The 13,905-nt window shown below is 63.9% G+C and carries 14 protein-coding genes; 5 read left to right on the forward strand and 9 right to left on the reverse strand.

The features are described from left to right. Positions 1-16: 16 nt before the first annotated feature. Positions 17-682: a DsbA family oxidoreductase gene (locus U5A57_RS03665; RefSeq protein WP_321908262.1), complete on the forward strand. Its 666-nt coding sequence runs from the start codon at positions 17-19 to the stop codon at positions 680-682. A 106-nt stretch (positions 683-788) separates the two neighbouring features. Here U5A57_RS03665 and U5A57_RS03670 read toward each other — a convergent pair whose 3' ends face one another. The 8 genes from U5A57_RS03670 to U5A57_RS03705 all read right to left on the reverse strand — a co-directional run bounded on the left by U5A57_RS03670 (position 789) and on the right by U5A57_RS03705 (position 9,051). After that, positions 789-1,256: a DUF3331 domain-containing protein gene (locus U5A57_RS03670; protein ID WP_321908264.1), complete on the reverse strand. Its 468-nt coding sequence runs from the start codon at positions 1,254-1,256 to the stop codon at positions 789-791. A gap of 211 nt (positions 1,257-1,467) precedes the next feature. Beyond that, complete coding sequence (locus U5A57_RS03675) at positions 1,468-2,592, reverse strand: alkene reductase (protein ID WP_321908267.1); 1,125 nt, start codon at positions 2,590-2,592, stop codon at positions 1,468-1,470. A gap of 184 nt (positions 2,593-2,776) precedes the next feature. Continuing rightward, on the reverse strand, positions 2,777-3,901 hold the full coding sequence (locus U5A57_RS03680; RefSeq protein WP_321908269.1) for an FAD-dependent monooxygenase: 1,125 nt from the start codon (positions 3,899-3,901) through the stop codon (positions 2,777-2,779). Positions 3,902-4,104: 203 nt separating this feature from the next. After that, positions 4,105-5,187: an amidohydrolase family protein gene (locus tag U5A57_RS03685; RefSeq protein WP_321908271.1), complete on the reverse strand. Its 1,083-nt coding sequence runs from the start codon at positions 5,185-5,187 to the stop codon at positions 4,105-4,107. A gap of 90 nt (positions 5,188-5,277) precedes the next feature. Beyond that, a complete protein-coding gene (locus U5A57_RS03690) occupies positions 5,278-6,912 on the reverse strand; it encodes a cation acetate symporter (protein WP_321908272.1) in 1,635 nt (544 codons plus the stop codon). Continuing rightward, the gene (locus tag U5A57_RS03695) at positions 6,909-7,271 is read right to left on the reverse strand and encodes a DUF485 domain-containing protein (RefSeq protein WP_321908274.1); all 363 of its coding nucleotides are present in this window, start codon (positions 7,269-7,271) and stop codon (positions 6,909-6,911) included. Before U5A57_RS03695 ends, U5A57_RS03690 begins: the two co-directional genes overlap by 4 nt. 60 nt (positions 7,272-7,331) lie before the next feature. Continuing rightward, positions 7,332-8,555, reverse strand: coding sequence for an FAD binding domain-containing protein (locus tag U5A57_RS03700; protein WP_321908276.1), 1,224 nt, complete (start codon positions 8,553-8,555; stop codon positions 7,332-7,334). Between the two features lies 1 nt (position 8,556). Continuing rightward, on the reverse strand, positions 8,557-9,051 hold the full coding sequence (locus tag U5A57_RS03705; RefSeq protein ID WP_321908279.1) for a VOC family protein: 495 nt from the start codon (positions 9,049-9,051) through the stop codon (positions 8,557-8,559). A gap of 283 nt (positions 9,052-9,334) precedes the next feature. Here U5A57_RS03705 and U5A57_RS03710 point away from each other — a divergent pair, with 283 nt between their 5' ends. Further along, positions 9,335-10,492 (forward strand): FAD binding domain-containing protein, encoded by a 1,158-nt coding sequence (locus U5A57_RS03710; protein ID WP_321908281.1) that lies wholly within the window; start codon positions 9,335-9,337, stop codon positions 10,490-10,492. A 19-nt stretch (positions 10,493-10,511) separates the two neighbouring features. Here U5A57_RS03710 and U5A57_RS03715 read toward each other — a convergent pair whose 3' ends face one another. Beyond that, positions 10,512-11,402 carry an AraC family transcriptional regulator gene (locus U5A57_RS03715; RefSeq protein ID WP_321908283.1) on the reverse strand — a complete coding sequence of 297 codons (891 nt, stop codon included), beginning with the start codon at positions 11,400-11,402 and terminating at the stop codon, positions 10,512-10,514. A 365-nt stretch (positions 11,403-11,767) separates the two neighbouring features. On the opposite strand from U5A57_RS03715, the gene U5A57_RS03720 reads away from it, so the two are divergent. Genes U5A57_RS03720 through U5A57_RS03730 form a run of 3 tightly spaced genes read left to right on the forward strand, consistent with a single transcriptional unit; the run spans position 11,768 to position 13,896 of the window. Next, positions 11,768-12,751 carry an alpha/beta hydrolase gene (locus tag U5A57_RS03720; protein WP_321908285.1) on the forward strand — a complete coding sequence of 328 codons (984 nt, stop codon included), beginning with the start codon at positions 11,768-11,770 and terminating at the stop codon, positions 12,749-12,751. A gap of 54 nt (positions 12,752-12,805) precedes the next feature. Further along, positions 12,806-13,504: a phosphohydrolase gene (locus U5A57_RS03725; RefSeq protein WP_321908287.1), complete on the forward strand. Its 699-nt coding sequence runs from the start codon at positions 12,806-12,808 to the stop codon at positions 13,502-13,504. Beyond that, a complete protein-coding gene (locus tag U5A57_RS03730; protein WP_321908289.1) occupies positions 13,501-13,896 on the forward strand; it encodes a BON domain-containing protein in 396 nt (131 codons plus the stop codon). Before U5A57_RS03725 ends, U5A57_RS03730 begins: the two co-directional genes overlap by 4 nt. Positions 13,897-13,905: the final 9 nt, after the last annotated feature.

The raw sequence follows: 13,905 nt of genomic DNA on the forward strand, positions 1-13,905 counted from the left end.
TTGAAGGAGAAACGCGATGGAGCCGCTTGAAATTCGCATCACACACGATTTCATTTGCCCGTGGTGCTGGATTGGTGAAAAGAAGCTCGAGGAAGCCATAACGGCGGAAGGCGCAAGCAAGAACGTCAAGTACGTGTTCATGCCATATGAACTGAATCCGGACATGCCGGAAGAGGGGCGAGACCGGAAGGCCTATCGCACGGCCAAATTTGGCAGTTGGGCCCGCTCGCAGGCCATGGACACGCACGTGAAGGAAGAAGGCCGGCAACATGGGCTGACATTCGACTACGACACGGTGAAACGCACGCCGAACACGCTGGCGGCGCACCGGCTGGTGTGGTTCGTCCAGTACGAGGGCGGTGACGCGCGCGCATTGGTCAATGCGATTTTCCGCGCCTACTTCACCGAGGGACGTGATATCGGCGATACGGGAGTATTGACGGATATCGCCGAATCAGTGGGGCTCGACAGGGTGCGTGTGAACGACCTGTTCGCATCACAAGACGGCTATGCGCAGGTGTGCAAGCTCGAAGCCGCTTCCGCTCTCGAATCGGTCACCGTCGTGCCGTACGTGAAGCTGGGGCGTGAAGTGGTGAGCGGTGCGCAGCCGGTGCCTGTGTTTCGTCGCGCGTTGCGCACAGCCGCGGATAGCGAGGTCGGAGCCGGCCTAAGCGCTTCGTAGCGCGTCATGCAGAGCGCACGGGTTTCCCCGCGCGCTCGACTCAACTGCCGCGTGCTTCCGGTTTCGCGAACGCGCGCGGCGTCGAGGACCTCGGCGGCAATACCGCTTAGTGATCCAGTTCGAATCGACGCCCCGCCGCCAGGCCCATATCGAGCCCCTCGGAGGATTCCAGCACGCAGGCGAGAATCGAGTGGTTCGCGTTGGCCGGCCGGATACCTCGCCGATAAGGGCGGTAGATGGCGTCGCCACGGTTGACGGTCATGCCCGTCACGGTGCAAACCGTCTTGCGGCGCGCATGGGTGCGTCTCCAGAGTTGATCCGCGTAATGGCCGCACGTGGCGTCATACCAGCAGAGCGAGACGGCTGTGCTCGAAAGGCGTTCGAGCAGGCGGATATAGCCGGAAAACGGAACGTCGGATGCCGATCGAGTTGTTCCCTGTTGCGTACGCCCGTGTTCCCGCCTGCGCGTTGGGTTTGCCTGATGCATCGCCTCGATGTCGGCGGGCGAGCGAGTGGCGCGTTCGAGCGAGAGGATGGTTTGCTTCCACGGTTCGTCGTTTGCGCAGGGGTCCATTGGGCGGCTCCGTTTCGTCGGCATGCGAGCGGGTCCAGGCAAGGCCGCCCGGCCACGTTGCCGGTCCGGGCGCCGCGCGGGACGACATCGCGTTGAGGCCGGACAGGCAACGCTATTGTGGATCGCGACTGCTAAAAGGTCCTGAGCCGGAAGGTAAAAACTCCTGAAAAATGGGAAGGCGCAACAAGTACGCCCGCCGGCCGCTGTGCTGTCAGTCCGCGGTGGACACAAAGGCCGGATAGTCGATATAGCCTCGCTCGTCGCCGCCGAAGAACGTGCCCGGGTCGGCCGCATTGAGTGGCCGCGCGTCACGTAACCGTGCGGGCAGGTCCGGGTTGGCGATGAACGGACGGCCGAACGCGATGAGATCCGCACGGCCGCTTTCGATCGCGCGCGTTGCGGTTTCGAGCGTATAGCCGCCCGCAAGCATCAACACGCCCTTAAATTGCCGACGCATGAGCGCGATGATGGCGTCCCAGCGGGGATCGTACTTCTCGTCCTTCACCGTGCCGACAATAGCCGGTTCGACGAGATGCAGGTAAGCCAGATCCCGTCCGTCCAGACGCTCTGCGATATGGCCAAAGGTCGCTTCGGGCGTGTTGTCGCCCATACCCATGAAGCGGCCCATGGGCGTGAGCCGTACGCCGACGTTTTGCGCGCCGACTTCGTCGCTGACGGCTTCCACGATCTCGAACAGCAGGCGCGTGCGATTCTCGATGCTGCCGCCATACGCATCGGTGCGGCGATTGCTGTCGCTATTGATGAACTGATCAATAAGATAGCCGTTGCCGGCGTGAATCTCGACGCCGTCCATACCGGCTTGCATGGCGTGGCGCGCGGCGACGCGGAAATCCTGCACGATCTGAGCGATGCCATCGAGCGTCAATGCCTGAGGCACCGGCACATCGGCCCAGGCGCCATTGCCGTCGCTGTCGACGATGAACGTTTTGCCCGGCACGGGCATGGCCGTCGGCGCGACGGGCAGGCCGCCGCCTGGCTGGAAGATCGGATGGGAAACGCGCCCCACGTGCCAGAGTTGCAGGAAGATCTTGCCGCCTTCGGCGTGGACGGCAGCGCTCACGGCACGCCAGCCTTCGATCTGCTCTGCCGTATGGATACCGGGGGTCCAGGCGTAGCCTTGCCCCTGCTGCGAAACTTGCGTGGCCTCGGTGACGATCAGCGCCGCGCCAGCGCGCTGCCGGTAATACTCGACGTTCATCGGGGTCGGCACATTGCCCGGCTGGCCCGCGCGCGAACGCGTGAGCGGCGCCATGGCGACGCGATGGGCGAGTGAGTGACGGCCGAGGCGAATCGGTTGGAAGAGAGCGTCAGACATGGGATTCTCCGTGCATGGAAAGGGGAGCGGGATGTCTGTAACGTTATCGACGAACGGGACTGCGGAGAATCCATCGCGCGCGCTATGCAGTTTTGCGCCGGACGCTAGTGATCGCAGTGAGATGACTGGCGCGCATACGCGCGGCCCGAAACGCGTGGCGGCGCGCTCACGCCTTTCGAGGACTTCAAAGCGGCTCGCCGAGTCCGAACGATGCGGCAAGCTGCGGCCCTTTTTCGAGTAGAGAGGTGACTTCGGCGCGCCGCTGTGCCGACCAGTGCGCAAGGCGCTGCACGACATCGGGCGCATCTGGCGTAAGCGCTTGCGCGAGCGAGACGGCGTCGGCCGCCGCCTTCGACGTGCCGGATGCCGTATGCGGGCGCACCGTGCATGCCGCGTCGCCTACGAGCGCGACGCGGCCCTGTGCGAAGGCGGGGCTCAGTGCGTCGAAGATGGCCTGAACGAAGGGCGCCCGCGTGGCCAGCACGAGTTGTGCGAATACGGCGGGAAGCCGTTCGCCAGCAAGCCGTCTGAGCGTCGTGCCGGAGTCGTCCGAAAGCTGGCCCGCGTGGATCGACGCGTGATGAACGGTGCCTGCGCGGTCGGTCAAGTGGCGGCGTAATGCTTCGGGGTCCGTCTCGTTGCGATACCAGAGCCAGTTGAAACGCCGCGACCCCGGTGCGAGCGATCCGTCCAGCGCGGGAATCAGGAATGCCATGAAGAGTTCGCCGGGCGCCTTGTGCAGCGTCATGTTCTCGACCAGTTTGGCGATGGCGTCGGCCCCGAAGTCCGCTTCGTCGACAATGCCGCGCCAGGCGATATAGCCCGCGAACGATGGGGCGTAGCCGGGAAAGAGCTGCGTTCGCAGAGTCGAGCCGGTTCCGTCTGCGGCGATCAGCACGTCGGCACGCTCAATGCGATCGTCGATTTGAACATCGACTCCTTCGGCATCCTGATGAAATCCCGCGATCGTCTGACCGTACCGGATGCGCTCGCGCGGCAACATGCTGCAAAGCGAACGATAGACCATATCCCATGACGAGAACGGCAGCATCTCCGGCTCGTCGCGCGTGAGCACGCCGTCCCGGTCGATCCAGCGTCGGCGGCGCGTGGGCACGCTGATCATCGCGCGGCAGTGATGTCCGTGCTGTTCGAGGAAAGCCATCATGCGCCGCAGGACGGCCACGCCGCCGCCCTGGCCGCGCAGGGCTGTTGCGGACCGCTCGTAGATTGCTACATCGTGGCCGGTGCAATCGAGTGTCAGGGCGGCCGCGAGACCGGCGATCGAGCCTCCGGCAATGATGACTTTCATGCTTGCTGACTCCCAGATTCGACGTCAGGCGCAGGGCGTCATGCGCTGAGGCTGAAAACGGCGCGGTACGCCGCCCCGGACACGTTGCCACTGCTCGCAAAGCATAGCGTCAAAGCGCCCGGTGCGCCGGTATTGAGTCCTTCCTGGCCGGTTCGAAGCCGTTATTTCAGAACTATTCAGGGTTTCAGCCGCGCATTCGCACGCTATATGTGAAGAAGCTTACCCGCATTGCCGCCGAGTATCATCGCGCGCTGCTCCGCGCTCAGGTCGAGACGGTCCAGAAAGCGAACAGGCTGCTCATACCCCATGTCGAAGCAATAGTCGCTTCCGAGCACGAGCTGGTCGATGCCTATGTTCTGTATCAGGTAGTCGAGCACCGGGCCGGAGTGCGATACCGTGTCGTAGCTGAAGCGCCGCAGGTAGCTGCTCGGCCGTTGCGCGAGCCGCCGCGTTTCGGGCCGCACGGTCCAGCCGGCGTCCAGGCGTCCGATCAGGATCGGCAGTGCGCCGCCCGCATGGGGCAACGTCACGCGCAGGTCCGGATAACGGTCGAGCACGCCGCCGAGAATCAGATGCGAACCGGCGATTGCCGTATCGAATGGATTGCCGAGCAGGTTGCTCAGGTAGAAGTCGCCGAGCCGCGAGCCGCCCACGGTCTGCTGGGGATGCAGAAAGACCGGTAGATTCAGTTGCTCGATACGCGCGAAGATCGGCGAAAGCCTGGGGTCGTCGAGATCGATACCGTTGATGTTCGTCCCCATATACACGCCGCGAACGCCTGGTAACTGCGAGGCCCGTTCGAGTTCGTCGATGGCGTCGGTGGCGTTGAGCATCGGCAGCGTTGCGAGTACGACGAATCGGGAAGGATGCTGCTGATAGATGCGCGACGCGGCCGTGTTCCACTCGCGTGCGAGCTTCGCGTTGAATGCCCGGTCGCCCCAATACGCCATCGGCACGCTCAGCGAATGCGCCTGCACGTCCACGCCCGAGGCATCCATGTCCTTCAGGCGCTCGTCGACGTTGATGAATTTCATCGGAAGGGGGCCGAGACCGCCGGCAGGCGAACCAAATGTGAAAGACATGTCGTCGCAAACGAACGATCCGCCGAACGGCTTCCCTTCGCCGCCGACAAGGTCGCACCAGGTTTCGGGGTAGTAGTGCGCATGAATGTCGATCGATTTGACCTTGACCGCCGCCACACGCGGTGCTGCGATTTGCGGCTCGGCCGCGCTGGCGGTACGCCCCGCCACGACGGTGCTGGCCAGGGCGGTGAGCGCGCCTGGCACGCGTCGCCGACCGGGTGAGATGCAGCAAAGGCAATTCACTGTGTTGTCTCCTGAAGCTTTGAGTTTTTGGTTGGGCGGGCTTGCATGCAGTTAGCCGCGCCGCGCCATGCCCAACTCGCACTCGACGAGCTGCGTGTCGAAGCGTGCGCGTTCGCGTGTAGCGCGCGCGGATCTGTCGGTCAGCGAGAACACGACAATCGCGACGAACGCGGCGGCCATGGAAAAGAGCGCGGGATACTCGTACGGGTACAGCGCGTGAGCGTGCCCGAGGACCTGCACCCAGACGGTCGGGCTCAATACCGTGAGCGTGACGGCGGTGATGAGGCCGACGAGGCCACCCAGAACCGCACCGCGCGTAGTGAGGCCGCGCCAATAGATGGAAAGCAGAAGCACGGGGAAGTTCGAGCTGGCTGCAATCGAGAATGTCAGGCTGACAATGAACGCGATGTTCTGCTTTTCGAATGCGATGCCGAGCAGCATCGCCAGCACGCCCAGCACGAGCGTGGTCATGCGCGCCACGCGCATTTCCTCGCGGTCTGAAGCTTTGCCGCGCCGCAGGACGTTCGCGTACAGATCGTGCGAGATTGCCGAGGAGCCTGCCAGCGTGAGACCGGCGACCACGGCGAGAATGGTCGAGAACGCCACGGCGCAGATGAACCCGAGAAACACGTTGCCGCCGACCGCATGCGCGAGGTGAATGGCGACCATGTTCGCACCGCCTATCACGGTGCCCGAGGCAGTGTGATACTGCGGGTCCGTTGCGACGAGTGCGATCGTTCCGAAGCCGATCACGATGATGAGTGCGTAACCGACGCCGACAATGCCCGTAGCGTAAAGGATGCTCTTGCGCGCGGCTTTGACGTCGGCGACCGTGAAAAATCGCATCAGGATGTGAGGGAGGCCGGCCGTGCCGAAGATCAGCGCGAGACCGAGCGAGACCGCGGAAACCGGATCGGAAACGAGGCCGCCCGGACGCATGATGGCGGCGTGCTTCGGATGCGCGAGGACCGCCTGGGCGAACAGTGCGTTGAGGCTGAAGCCGAAATGCACGAGAACCATCAACGCCATGAAGGCCGCTCCAGCAAGCAGGAGTACCGCCTTGATGATCTGGATCCACGTTGTCGCGAGCATGCCACCGAAGAATACGTAGACGACCATGAGCAGTCCTACGATGACAACCGCGAACATATAGTTCAGGCCGAACAGCAGTTCGACGAGCTTGCCCGCTCCTACCATCTGCGAGACAAGGTACAGCAGGACGATGACGATGGAGCTGGACGCTGCGAAGGCCCGTATGGGCCGCTGCTTAAGGCGGTAGGAGACCACGTCCGCCAGCGTGTATTTGCCGAGGTTGCGCAGCGGCTCGGCGATCAGGAAAAGAATGATCGGCCAGCTCGCGAGAAAGCCGATCGAGTAGATCAGGCCGTCATAGCCGCTCGTGAAAACCAGCGCGGAGATGCCGAGCAGCGACGCCGCCGACATATAGTCGCCTGCGATCGCCCAGCCGTTCTGGAACGCGGTGATCTTGCCACCGGCGGCGTAGTGGTCGGCCACGCTGTGATTCTTGCGGGCGGCCCAGCGGGTAATGAACAGCGTCGAGGCCACAAAGAGGAGGAACATGGCGATTGCGATCGGATTGTGTCCGCGCGCGAGCGACGAGGGGCTCGCCGCGAGTGCGGGCAATGCTTCGACGGCGAGGACCGCCGCCAACAAGAGGCGCTTCATCGATCATCTCCTTCGCGGATCGCTGCCGCCATGCCGTCATGTACCGAATTGGCCTGGTGGACGTACACGGCGACGAGCACGAATGTGAGAACGAACATGCCGAAACCGATCGGGATACCCCACGTGGTCGGTTCACCGGCCATGATCGGCGTGCCGAGCAAGCTGGGCGAGAAAGCGAGGGTCAGGATGAAGGCGAAATAGATCGCCAGCATCAGGAAGGTCAGCGACCACGAGAGTGTCCGGCGCTTTCTGACCAGCTCGCGAAAGCGCGAGTCGTCGAGCAGCGGATGCGCTGCGAGGGCGGGGGCGGCCATGCTTTCCATGGCGGCGCCCGCGACTGCCGGGATGGGATGTTCCACGTTGTCTCCTCGATGTCGGGTGCGGCGTGGCTGACCCGCCAGGTCAGCCGCTGCTTGCGCTCAGAAATGCGCTGGAACGGCGGTTTCCCGCATCACGGCTTCGGGTGTGCGATACCGCTCGGCCATTTCGCGTTCGGTTTCGTCCTTGAGTTGCGCCTGCATATAGGCGCCGAGATGGCGGGCGTGCTGAACAATCGCAATACCGAACTGCGTGCGTTCGTCGCTATAGTCGGCCAGTGCATCGAGCGTGTCAGCGTTGCGATTGAGCGCTACAACCAGCGCCATTGCGTCACCGGCGGCCTTCGTGACACCCATGCCGCAATGCGGCCGTGCGACGAAGGCAGCATCGCCTAGTAGCGCGACCCGGCCGAACGCCATCCTGGGAACTTCGAGATCGAAGATTGGCTGGAAAAGGGGTTGCGTAGCCCGTGTGACGACTTCGGCGAACTGAGGCGCGAGCAGGGCGAATGCGGCATCCTCCATGTCGGCGAGCACGTCGCGCCGGATGTGTGTCGGTGGAATGCCGCCCGACCAAACCTTGCCCGTGGCGTCGGTCAGCAGGTTGGGCAAATCGGTGTCTTCGCGGGTGGCGCGATACCAGACGAAGTTGTACCGCCGCTCGCCGGACTTCGTGCTATTGCCTTGCCCGGCGACCGGATAGCCGATGATCTGTTCGCGCTGAGGCAGGCAGAACGCGAATTTTTCGAAGAGCGCAGCATGGGTGTCGCAGGACAGCGCGGTCTCGTCCACGAGACCACGCCACGCCACGTAACCGGCGTACTTGAGCTGCGCTTCGGGCAGGAATTTTGCGCGTACTGCGGAGCGGAATCCGTCGGCGGCGATCACGAGGTCGGCGTGCACGCAAGAGCCGTCGGAAAGCGTGACGATGGCGCGCTGCGGCCCGTCGGCAATGTCCGTCACGCTCGCGCCACAGTGGTAGTGCTGATCCGGCAATGCGGCGCGCAGCGCATGGTACATCTTGCTCCATGCCGTCAGCGTTTGCGGGAGTTCGCGTTCGGAAACGATCGAGCCGTCCTGCGCGAAGGTCACGCGCGATTGCACCTTCACACCGATCGATTCGTCGATGCGCACGCCCGCGGCATGCATCACCTCGAACAATTCCGGATGCGTCACAATGCCCGCGCCGCGGCCGGACAGTTCTTCCGGCACCCGCTCGAAGACGTCGACGTCCCAGCCGTTGCGCAGCAGGAGATTCGCGGCGAAAAGACCGCCAAGCGAGCCGCCGATGATGGCGGCTTTGCGGTTCGTGGAAGTGGGGTTCATGTCAGGCTCCGTGGGCGACTTGCACGACTGCATGCTGCGATTGGGCTGCGCCGGGCGTGCTCAGATGAGCGACTTCGGCAGCGGGGAAGTTGAGTTCGATGGTGACGCCCGACGGGTCTTCGATGAAAACCTGGTGGAGTCCGAGGCTGGGAACCGTACGGTCGCGCCATGCGATGTTTTCGGCGCGCAGCGTATTCCACATGGCTTCAACGCCGGTGGCGAGGAACGCAATATGGTCGACCGTGCCCGTTCCGGTTGCCGGCAATGCCTTGTCGCCGAGGTAGGCAAGGAGTCCTTCCGGATTGTCGGGATCGACGCCGATGATGTGAACCGTGCCGTAGTCGCCTTCGTCGCCGCCCTTGTACAACCACGCGCCGGGGAAGTCGAACGGAGGGCGGTAGCCCTGCCTGAAGCCGAGCACGCGTTCATAGAACCGGCACGATTTATCGAGGTCGAGTGTGCGAATCGAGTAGTGCGCCAGTTGGGTAACGGGCATGATGCTCTCCTGTTATTTATCAGTCGATCATTGATCGGTTGATAAATTCTAGTGCAAATACGCTGTTGGGCAAGACGGGCTTGGAACGGTGTTAACCCTGGACGGGCCTGCGCGAGGGCAGCTGCAGGAGCCGATGCTGGCCGCGAAAGGCCGCGAATCCTGAGTGGGAGGCCTTGCTTGCGGGCCACGCAATGCTGCATTGCGTCCAGCCTGGATTCTGGATCGCGGCTGTTACGCCTACGCTAATGGCCTGGCTTCAATGCCGAACTGAAGGAGCAACGACATGACAGATCGAACATCGCGTCGCGCAGTGATCATTGGCGGTTCGCTGGGCGGGCTCTTTACCGCTGCGTCTTTGCGGGCCGTCGGCTGGACCGTCGATGTCTACGAGCGCTCGGTTAGCGAACTGGACAGCCGGGGCGGCGGGCTCGTCATGCAGCCCGATCTGCTCGAAGCCTTCCGGTTCGCGGGCATCGCCCACGCGCCGCAGCTTGGCGTGCCGTCGCGGGACCGGCAGTATCTCGACGCGAGCGGTGCGGTGCTGTTGCGCCAGCGTATGCCGCAGGCGCAGACCGCCTGGAGCGTGCTGTACAACACCTTGCGGGCCGGTCTTCCCGATGACGTGATTCATTCGGGTGTTGCGCTCACCGCCTTCGAACAGGACAGCGATGGCGTCGATGTGATCCTCTCAAACGGACAGCGTGTTCGCGCCGATCTGCTCATAGGCGCGGACGGCCCGCATTCGACCATGCGCTCGCTGCTGTTGCCGGGCGATTTTCCCGACTACGCGGGATATGTGGCGTGGCGCGGTCTTTTGCCGGAAACGGCCCTCGACCCGACGAGCGCGGCCCGGCTCGTCGATGCGTTCACGTTCCAGAGCGGCGATGCGCACCAGTTGCTGACCTATCTCATTCCCGGAGAGGACGGTTCTACGCGTGTGGGCGAGCGGCGCTGGAACTGGGTCTGGTACCGGCCGCTGGCAGAGGGCGCGCCGCTCGACGCCGCGCTGACCGACCGGCAGCGCGTGCAGCGCGCCCTGTCCGTGCCGCCAGGCGCCCTCAGCGACGAGATCGGCGCCCGCCTGCGGGCGGACGCCCGTGAGCAGCTCGCGCCCGCTCTGGCCGCACTCGTTCACGCGACCGAAGCGCCGTTTCTGCAGATTATCCAGGACTATCGTGCGCCGAGGCTCGTGTTCGGCCGGGCGGTGCTGCTGGGCGACGCGGCCTTTGTCGCGCGGCCGCACACCGGCGCGGGCGCCGCGAAGGCCGCGGCCAACGCAGTCGCCCTTGCACAGCGGCTGCGCGACCCCGTAAGACCCATCGACGAGGCCCTGAAGCAGTGGGAAGCGGTCGAGTGGCGCAACGGCGTGAGGCTGTCCGAGTTTGGCATAGCGCTCGGCAAGCAGATCATGGGCGACCTCAGCCTGCAACCGGCGTCATGACGCGCGCCTGAAAACGGTATCACGCCGTCCGGCGTCGCCATGCGCCCGGAGACACGCCGACGATCCTGAGGAATACGCGGCTCAGGTGGCTTTGATCCGCGAAGCCGCAGGACGCCGCGATCTGCGCGAGCGTCATGTCCGTGGCGTCCATGAGCGCTCGCGCCTGCTCCGTGCGCTTTTCCAGCACCCATTGATGCGGCGTTTGTCCCGTTTCCTTCGCGAATGCGCGAATGAAATAGCCGCGCGACAGGTTGCATTCGCGTGCGACGTCGGCAATCGAGAGTCCGTAGCGCGAACAGTCGAGCAGCATTTCCTTCGCGCGGGCGGCGCAGGCGCGCGACAGGGCGCCCTTGGCGCGTTCGTCGGTGGGCCGCAGGTTGCCGTATTGACGCGAGAGATGCGTGCCGATAGCCACGCCGATCTGTTCGATGAGCAACGTGTTGATCGCGCCGGACGTGTCGAGGCTGGCGGCGAGCGCACGCGCGTGATGACCGAGCACGAGATCTTCCTGCTCGACCGCGCAGGTCAGCCCGTGAACAGGACGCACGTTGTGCTCGTCGGTCAGGTTATTCAAGAAAGCGTGGGACAACTCGACCAGCAGAAAGTCGAAATTGCCGTATAGATCGGCCCGGTAGTGCTCGGAGAAGTCGCGGATATAGATCGAGTTGTCACGAAAACGCCGATCGATTGTCTGCGCGCCGCGGAAGATCTTGCGCCGGTGACCGCTGCGCAGCGAGACGCCGACGAGAAAGCCGCGCTCGCATCCGGGCATGGCGATGCATTCCAGCTCCGGCTTGTCCATACACTTGCGAAAGAACGTGATGCCGCCGTTCTCGATTTGCATGTCCCGGCGCAGCTTGGTGGAAACGCACCCGAGCGAGTCCTTCGAGCCGGTTGATGGATTTGGCATGAGCGGTGATGAAATCATCGGGGTGGTCCGTACGCGTGGTAATGCCTGGTAATGGCCGGTAATGCTTTGCAATTATGGCTCAGAAAGAAAGCCTGCGTTGGCCGCGATTGGGGCTGATTGGGGCTATAGGTGAGCGCGACGTCGGGGCATCGAATCGTCTTATTGTTCAGCGTCCAGTTGGCGCCTTGCCGCCACCTGAACGCGCCATTAAGCATATTTAAGCGTCGGAAAAGGACCTTTTAATTCTGCGCCGTTAAGCTGGGTTCCCGATGCGGGGCATGGCCTGCTTGCATCGTGGACAACAGCTACACGCAGACTCATCTCGCGATAGCCCGCGTATGGGTCGGCAACGACGGAGAACAACGATGAACTTGCAAGAACACGCGAGCGCGCCGTCGCCGGCGCGACGCAGACTGCTTTCGGCCAGCGCAGGCGTGGCCGGCGCGGTCGCCATGTCGGGTCTGCCCACGGCGGCTTCGGCTGCCGGCGGCACGGGCGCGCACAACGCCAGCGAGCATATGCGCAACGGCAGCTTTGTGAAGGCCAAGGACGGCACCGAGATCTACTTCAAGGACTGGGGCACCGGCACACCGGTGGTCTTCTCGCACGGCTGGCCGCTTTCGGCGGACGCGTGGGACCCGCAAATGCTCTTTCTGGTGAATCAGGGCTACCGGGTGATCGCGCACGACCGTCGCGGGCACGGGCGCTCGGGCCAGCCGTCCGCCGGTAACGATATGGACACCTATGCAGACGACCTGGCAGCGGTGCTCGATGCGCTCGATGTGCGCAATGCGATGCTCGTCGGCCACTCGACGGGCGGTGGCGAGGTCGCGCACTACATCGGCCGGCACGGCTCGAAGCGGGTGGCAAAGGCGGTGCTGATCGGCGCAGTGCCGCCGCAGATGGTGAAGTCGGCGACCAACCCCGGCGGCCTGCCCATGTCGGTGTTCGACGGCATTCGCGACGGCGTGGCAGCCAACCGCTCGCAGTTCTATCTCGATCTCGCAACGCCGTTCTATGGCTTTAACCGCCCGAACGCGAAGGTCTCGCAAGGTCTCGTTCAGGACTTCTGGCGGCAGGGCATGCAAGGCTCGATCAAAGGCCAGTACGAGTGCATCAAGCAGTTCTCCGAGGTCGACTACACGGAAGACCTGAGGAAGATGGACATGCCGACGCTCATCCTCCACGGCGACGATGACCAGATCGTGCCGATCGACGATTCGGCACGCCTGTCGGCGAAGCTCGTCAAGCACGCTACGCTCAAGGTCTATCCCGGCGCGCCGCATGGCATGTGCAGCACGCATGTCGCCCAGGTGAACGCGGATCTGCTGGCGTTCCTGAAGGGATAAGTCCGGCTGCCGGTGTTCGCCCGCGCCGTGACAGGCGCGAGCATGGAGCGCGTCATGAAACCTGAACTTGCGGCAAAGCCGATTGAAGTCGCGGGCGTGCGTATTCCGCGCACCGCGCTCGCGGCGCTCGCACTCGAGAACGCCTGCGCGGCGCTCGATCCGCTTCTGGTCGGACACGCGCATCGTGTGTTCGTGTTCGCGGCGCTCGCCGCCCGTCGCGAGCGTCATGCATGCGACGCGGAAACGCTCTATGTGAGTGCGATGTACGCGAACATGGGCCTGAGCCCGGCCTATGCGCACTCGAACTTGCGTTACGAGGTGGACAGCGCCGATGCGGCGCGCGCGCTGCTTGCGGGTGTTTCACCCTGCGTGGCCGAGGACGTGTGGCGGGCGATCGCCCTGCACACCACGCCGGGCATTCCGGAGCATGTTTCGCCGCTTGCACGCCTGCTGGCGCAAGCGGCGGGCACTGACCTCACCGGTGCGAACTACGACGCGTATACGTGCGCCGAACGCACCGCCATTCTCGCGGCGTATCCGCGCGAAGCCACGTTCTGCGAAGACGTGATCCAGGCGATAGGCAGAGGCGTCGCCCATCGTCCGCACACGACGAGCGGCACGTGGAGCGCGGACATTCTTGCGCGGCTCGATCCCGATTACTGCCGGCTGAATTTTTGCGGGCTCATTCTCGGCTCGCGCTGGACTCAGCCGGACAAGCACTTTCTTTCTCACTCAAGAAGACAAAAACCATGAAGCAGCGTTTGATTCCGATGTTGGCCGCCCTCGCATTGACGAGCGTTCACGCCCTGGCCGCCGATGCGGCAACGTCCTATTCGCCGCCTGTCGTGACGCACGCACCGACCGACGCGTCGGGCGCAGCACAGGAGAAAGCGACGCGCAAAGCGGCTCACAAAGCCGAAAAAGCCGCCGACCGCAAGCTGGCGGCAACCGTGCGCAAGGCGGTGACGAAGGAGGGCGATGTGCCGATGGCAAACGTCGTCGTGCTGGCGAAATCGGGTGTGGTCACGCTCACCGGAACGGTGCCCGATACCACCCAGATCGCGGCCGCGCAGCAGCACGCGCAAGACGTGGAAGGCGTGAGCCAGGTCGTCAACCGGTTGACCGTGCGCACGCCAGGCAACTAAGCGGCCGCA

Origin of the sequence: Paraburkholderia sp. J11-2 (assembly GCF_905220185.1) — a bacterium.
Lineage (GTDB): Bacteria > Pseudomonadota > Gammaproteobacteria > Burkholderiales > Burkholderiaceae > Paraburkholderia.

Bases quoted from the DNA above. Each gene is read 5' to 3' on its own strand.
- U5A57_RS03690 (WP_321908272.1), bottom strand. From the start codon at position 6,912: ATGAAGCGCCTCTTGTTGGCGGCGGTCCTCGCCGTCGAAGCATTGCCC.
- U5A57_RS03700 (WP_321908276.1), bottom strand. From the start codon at position 8,555: ATGAACCCCACTTCCACGAACCGCAAAGCCGCCATCATCGGCGGCTCG.
- U5A57_RS03680 (WP_321908269.1), bottom strand. From the start codon at position 3,901: ATGAAAGTCATCATTGCCGGAGGCTCGATCGCCGGTCTCGCGGCCGCC.
- U5A57_RS03675 (WP_321908267.1), bottom strand. From the start codon at position 2,592: ATGTCTGACGCTCTCTTCCAACCGATTCGCCTCGGCCGTCACTCACTC.
- U5A57_RS03705 (WP_321908279.1), bottom strand. From the start codon at position 9,051: ATGCCCGTTACCCAACTGGCGCACTACTCGATTCGCACACTCGACCTC.
- U5A57_RS03720 (WP_321908285.1), top strand. From the start codon at position 11,768: ATGAACTTGCAAGAACACGCGAGCGCGCCGTCGCCGGCGCGACGCAGA.
- U5A57_RS03715 (WP_321908283.1), bottom strand. From the start codon at position 11,402: ATGCCAAATCCATCAACCGGCTCGAAGGACTCGCTCGGGTGCGTTTCC.
- U5A57_RS03710 (WP_321908281.1), top strand. From the start codon at position 9,335: ATGACAGATCGAACATCGCGTCGCGCAGTGATCATTGGCGGTTCGCTG.
- U5A57_RS03665 (WP_321908262.1), top strand. From the start codon at position 17: ATGGAGCCGCTTGAAATTCGCATCACACACGATTTCATTTGCCCGTGG.
- U5A57_RS03670 (WP_321908264.1), bottom strand. From the start codon at position 1,256: ATGGACCCCTGCGCAAACGACGAACCGTGGAAGCAAACCATCCTCTCG.
- U5A57_RS03725 (WP_321908287.1), top strand. From the start codon at position 12,806: ATGAAACCTGAACTTGCGGCAAAGCCGATTGAAGTCGCGGGCGTGCGT.
- U5A57_RS03730 (WP_321908289.1), top strand. From the start codon at position 13,501: ATGAAGCAGCGTTTGATTCCGATGTTGGCCGCCCTCGCATTGACGAGC.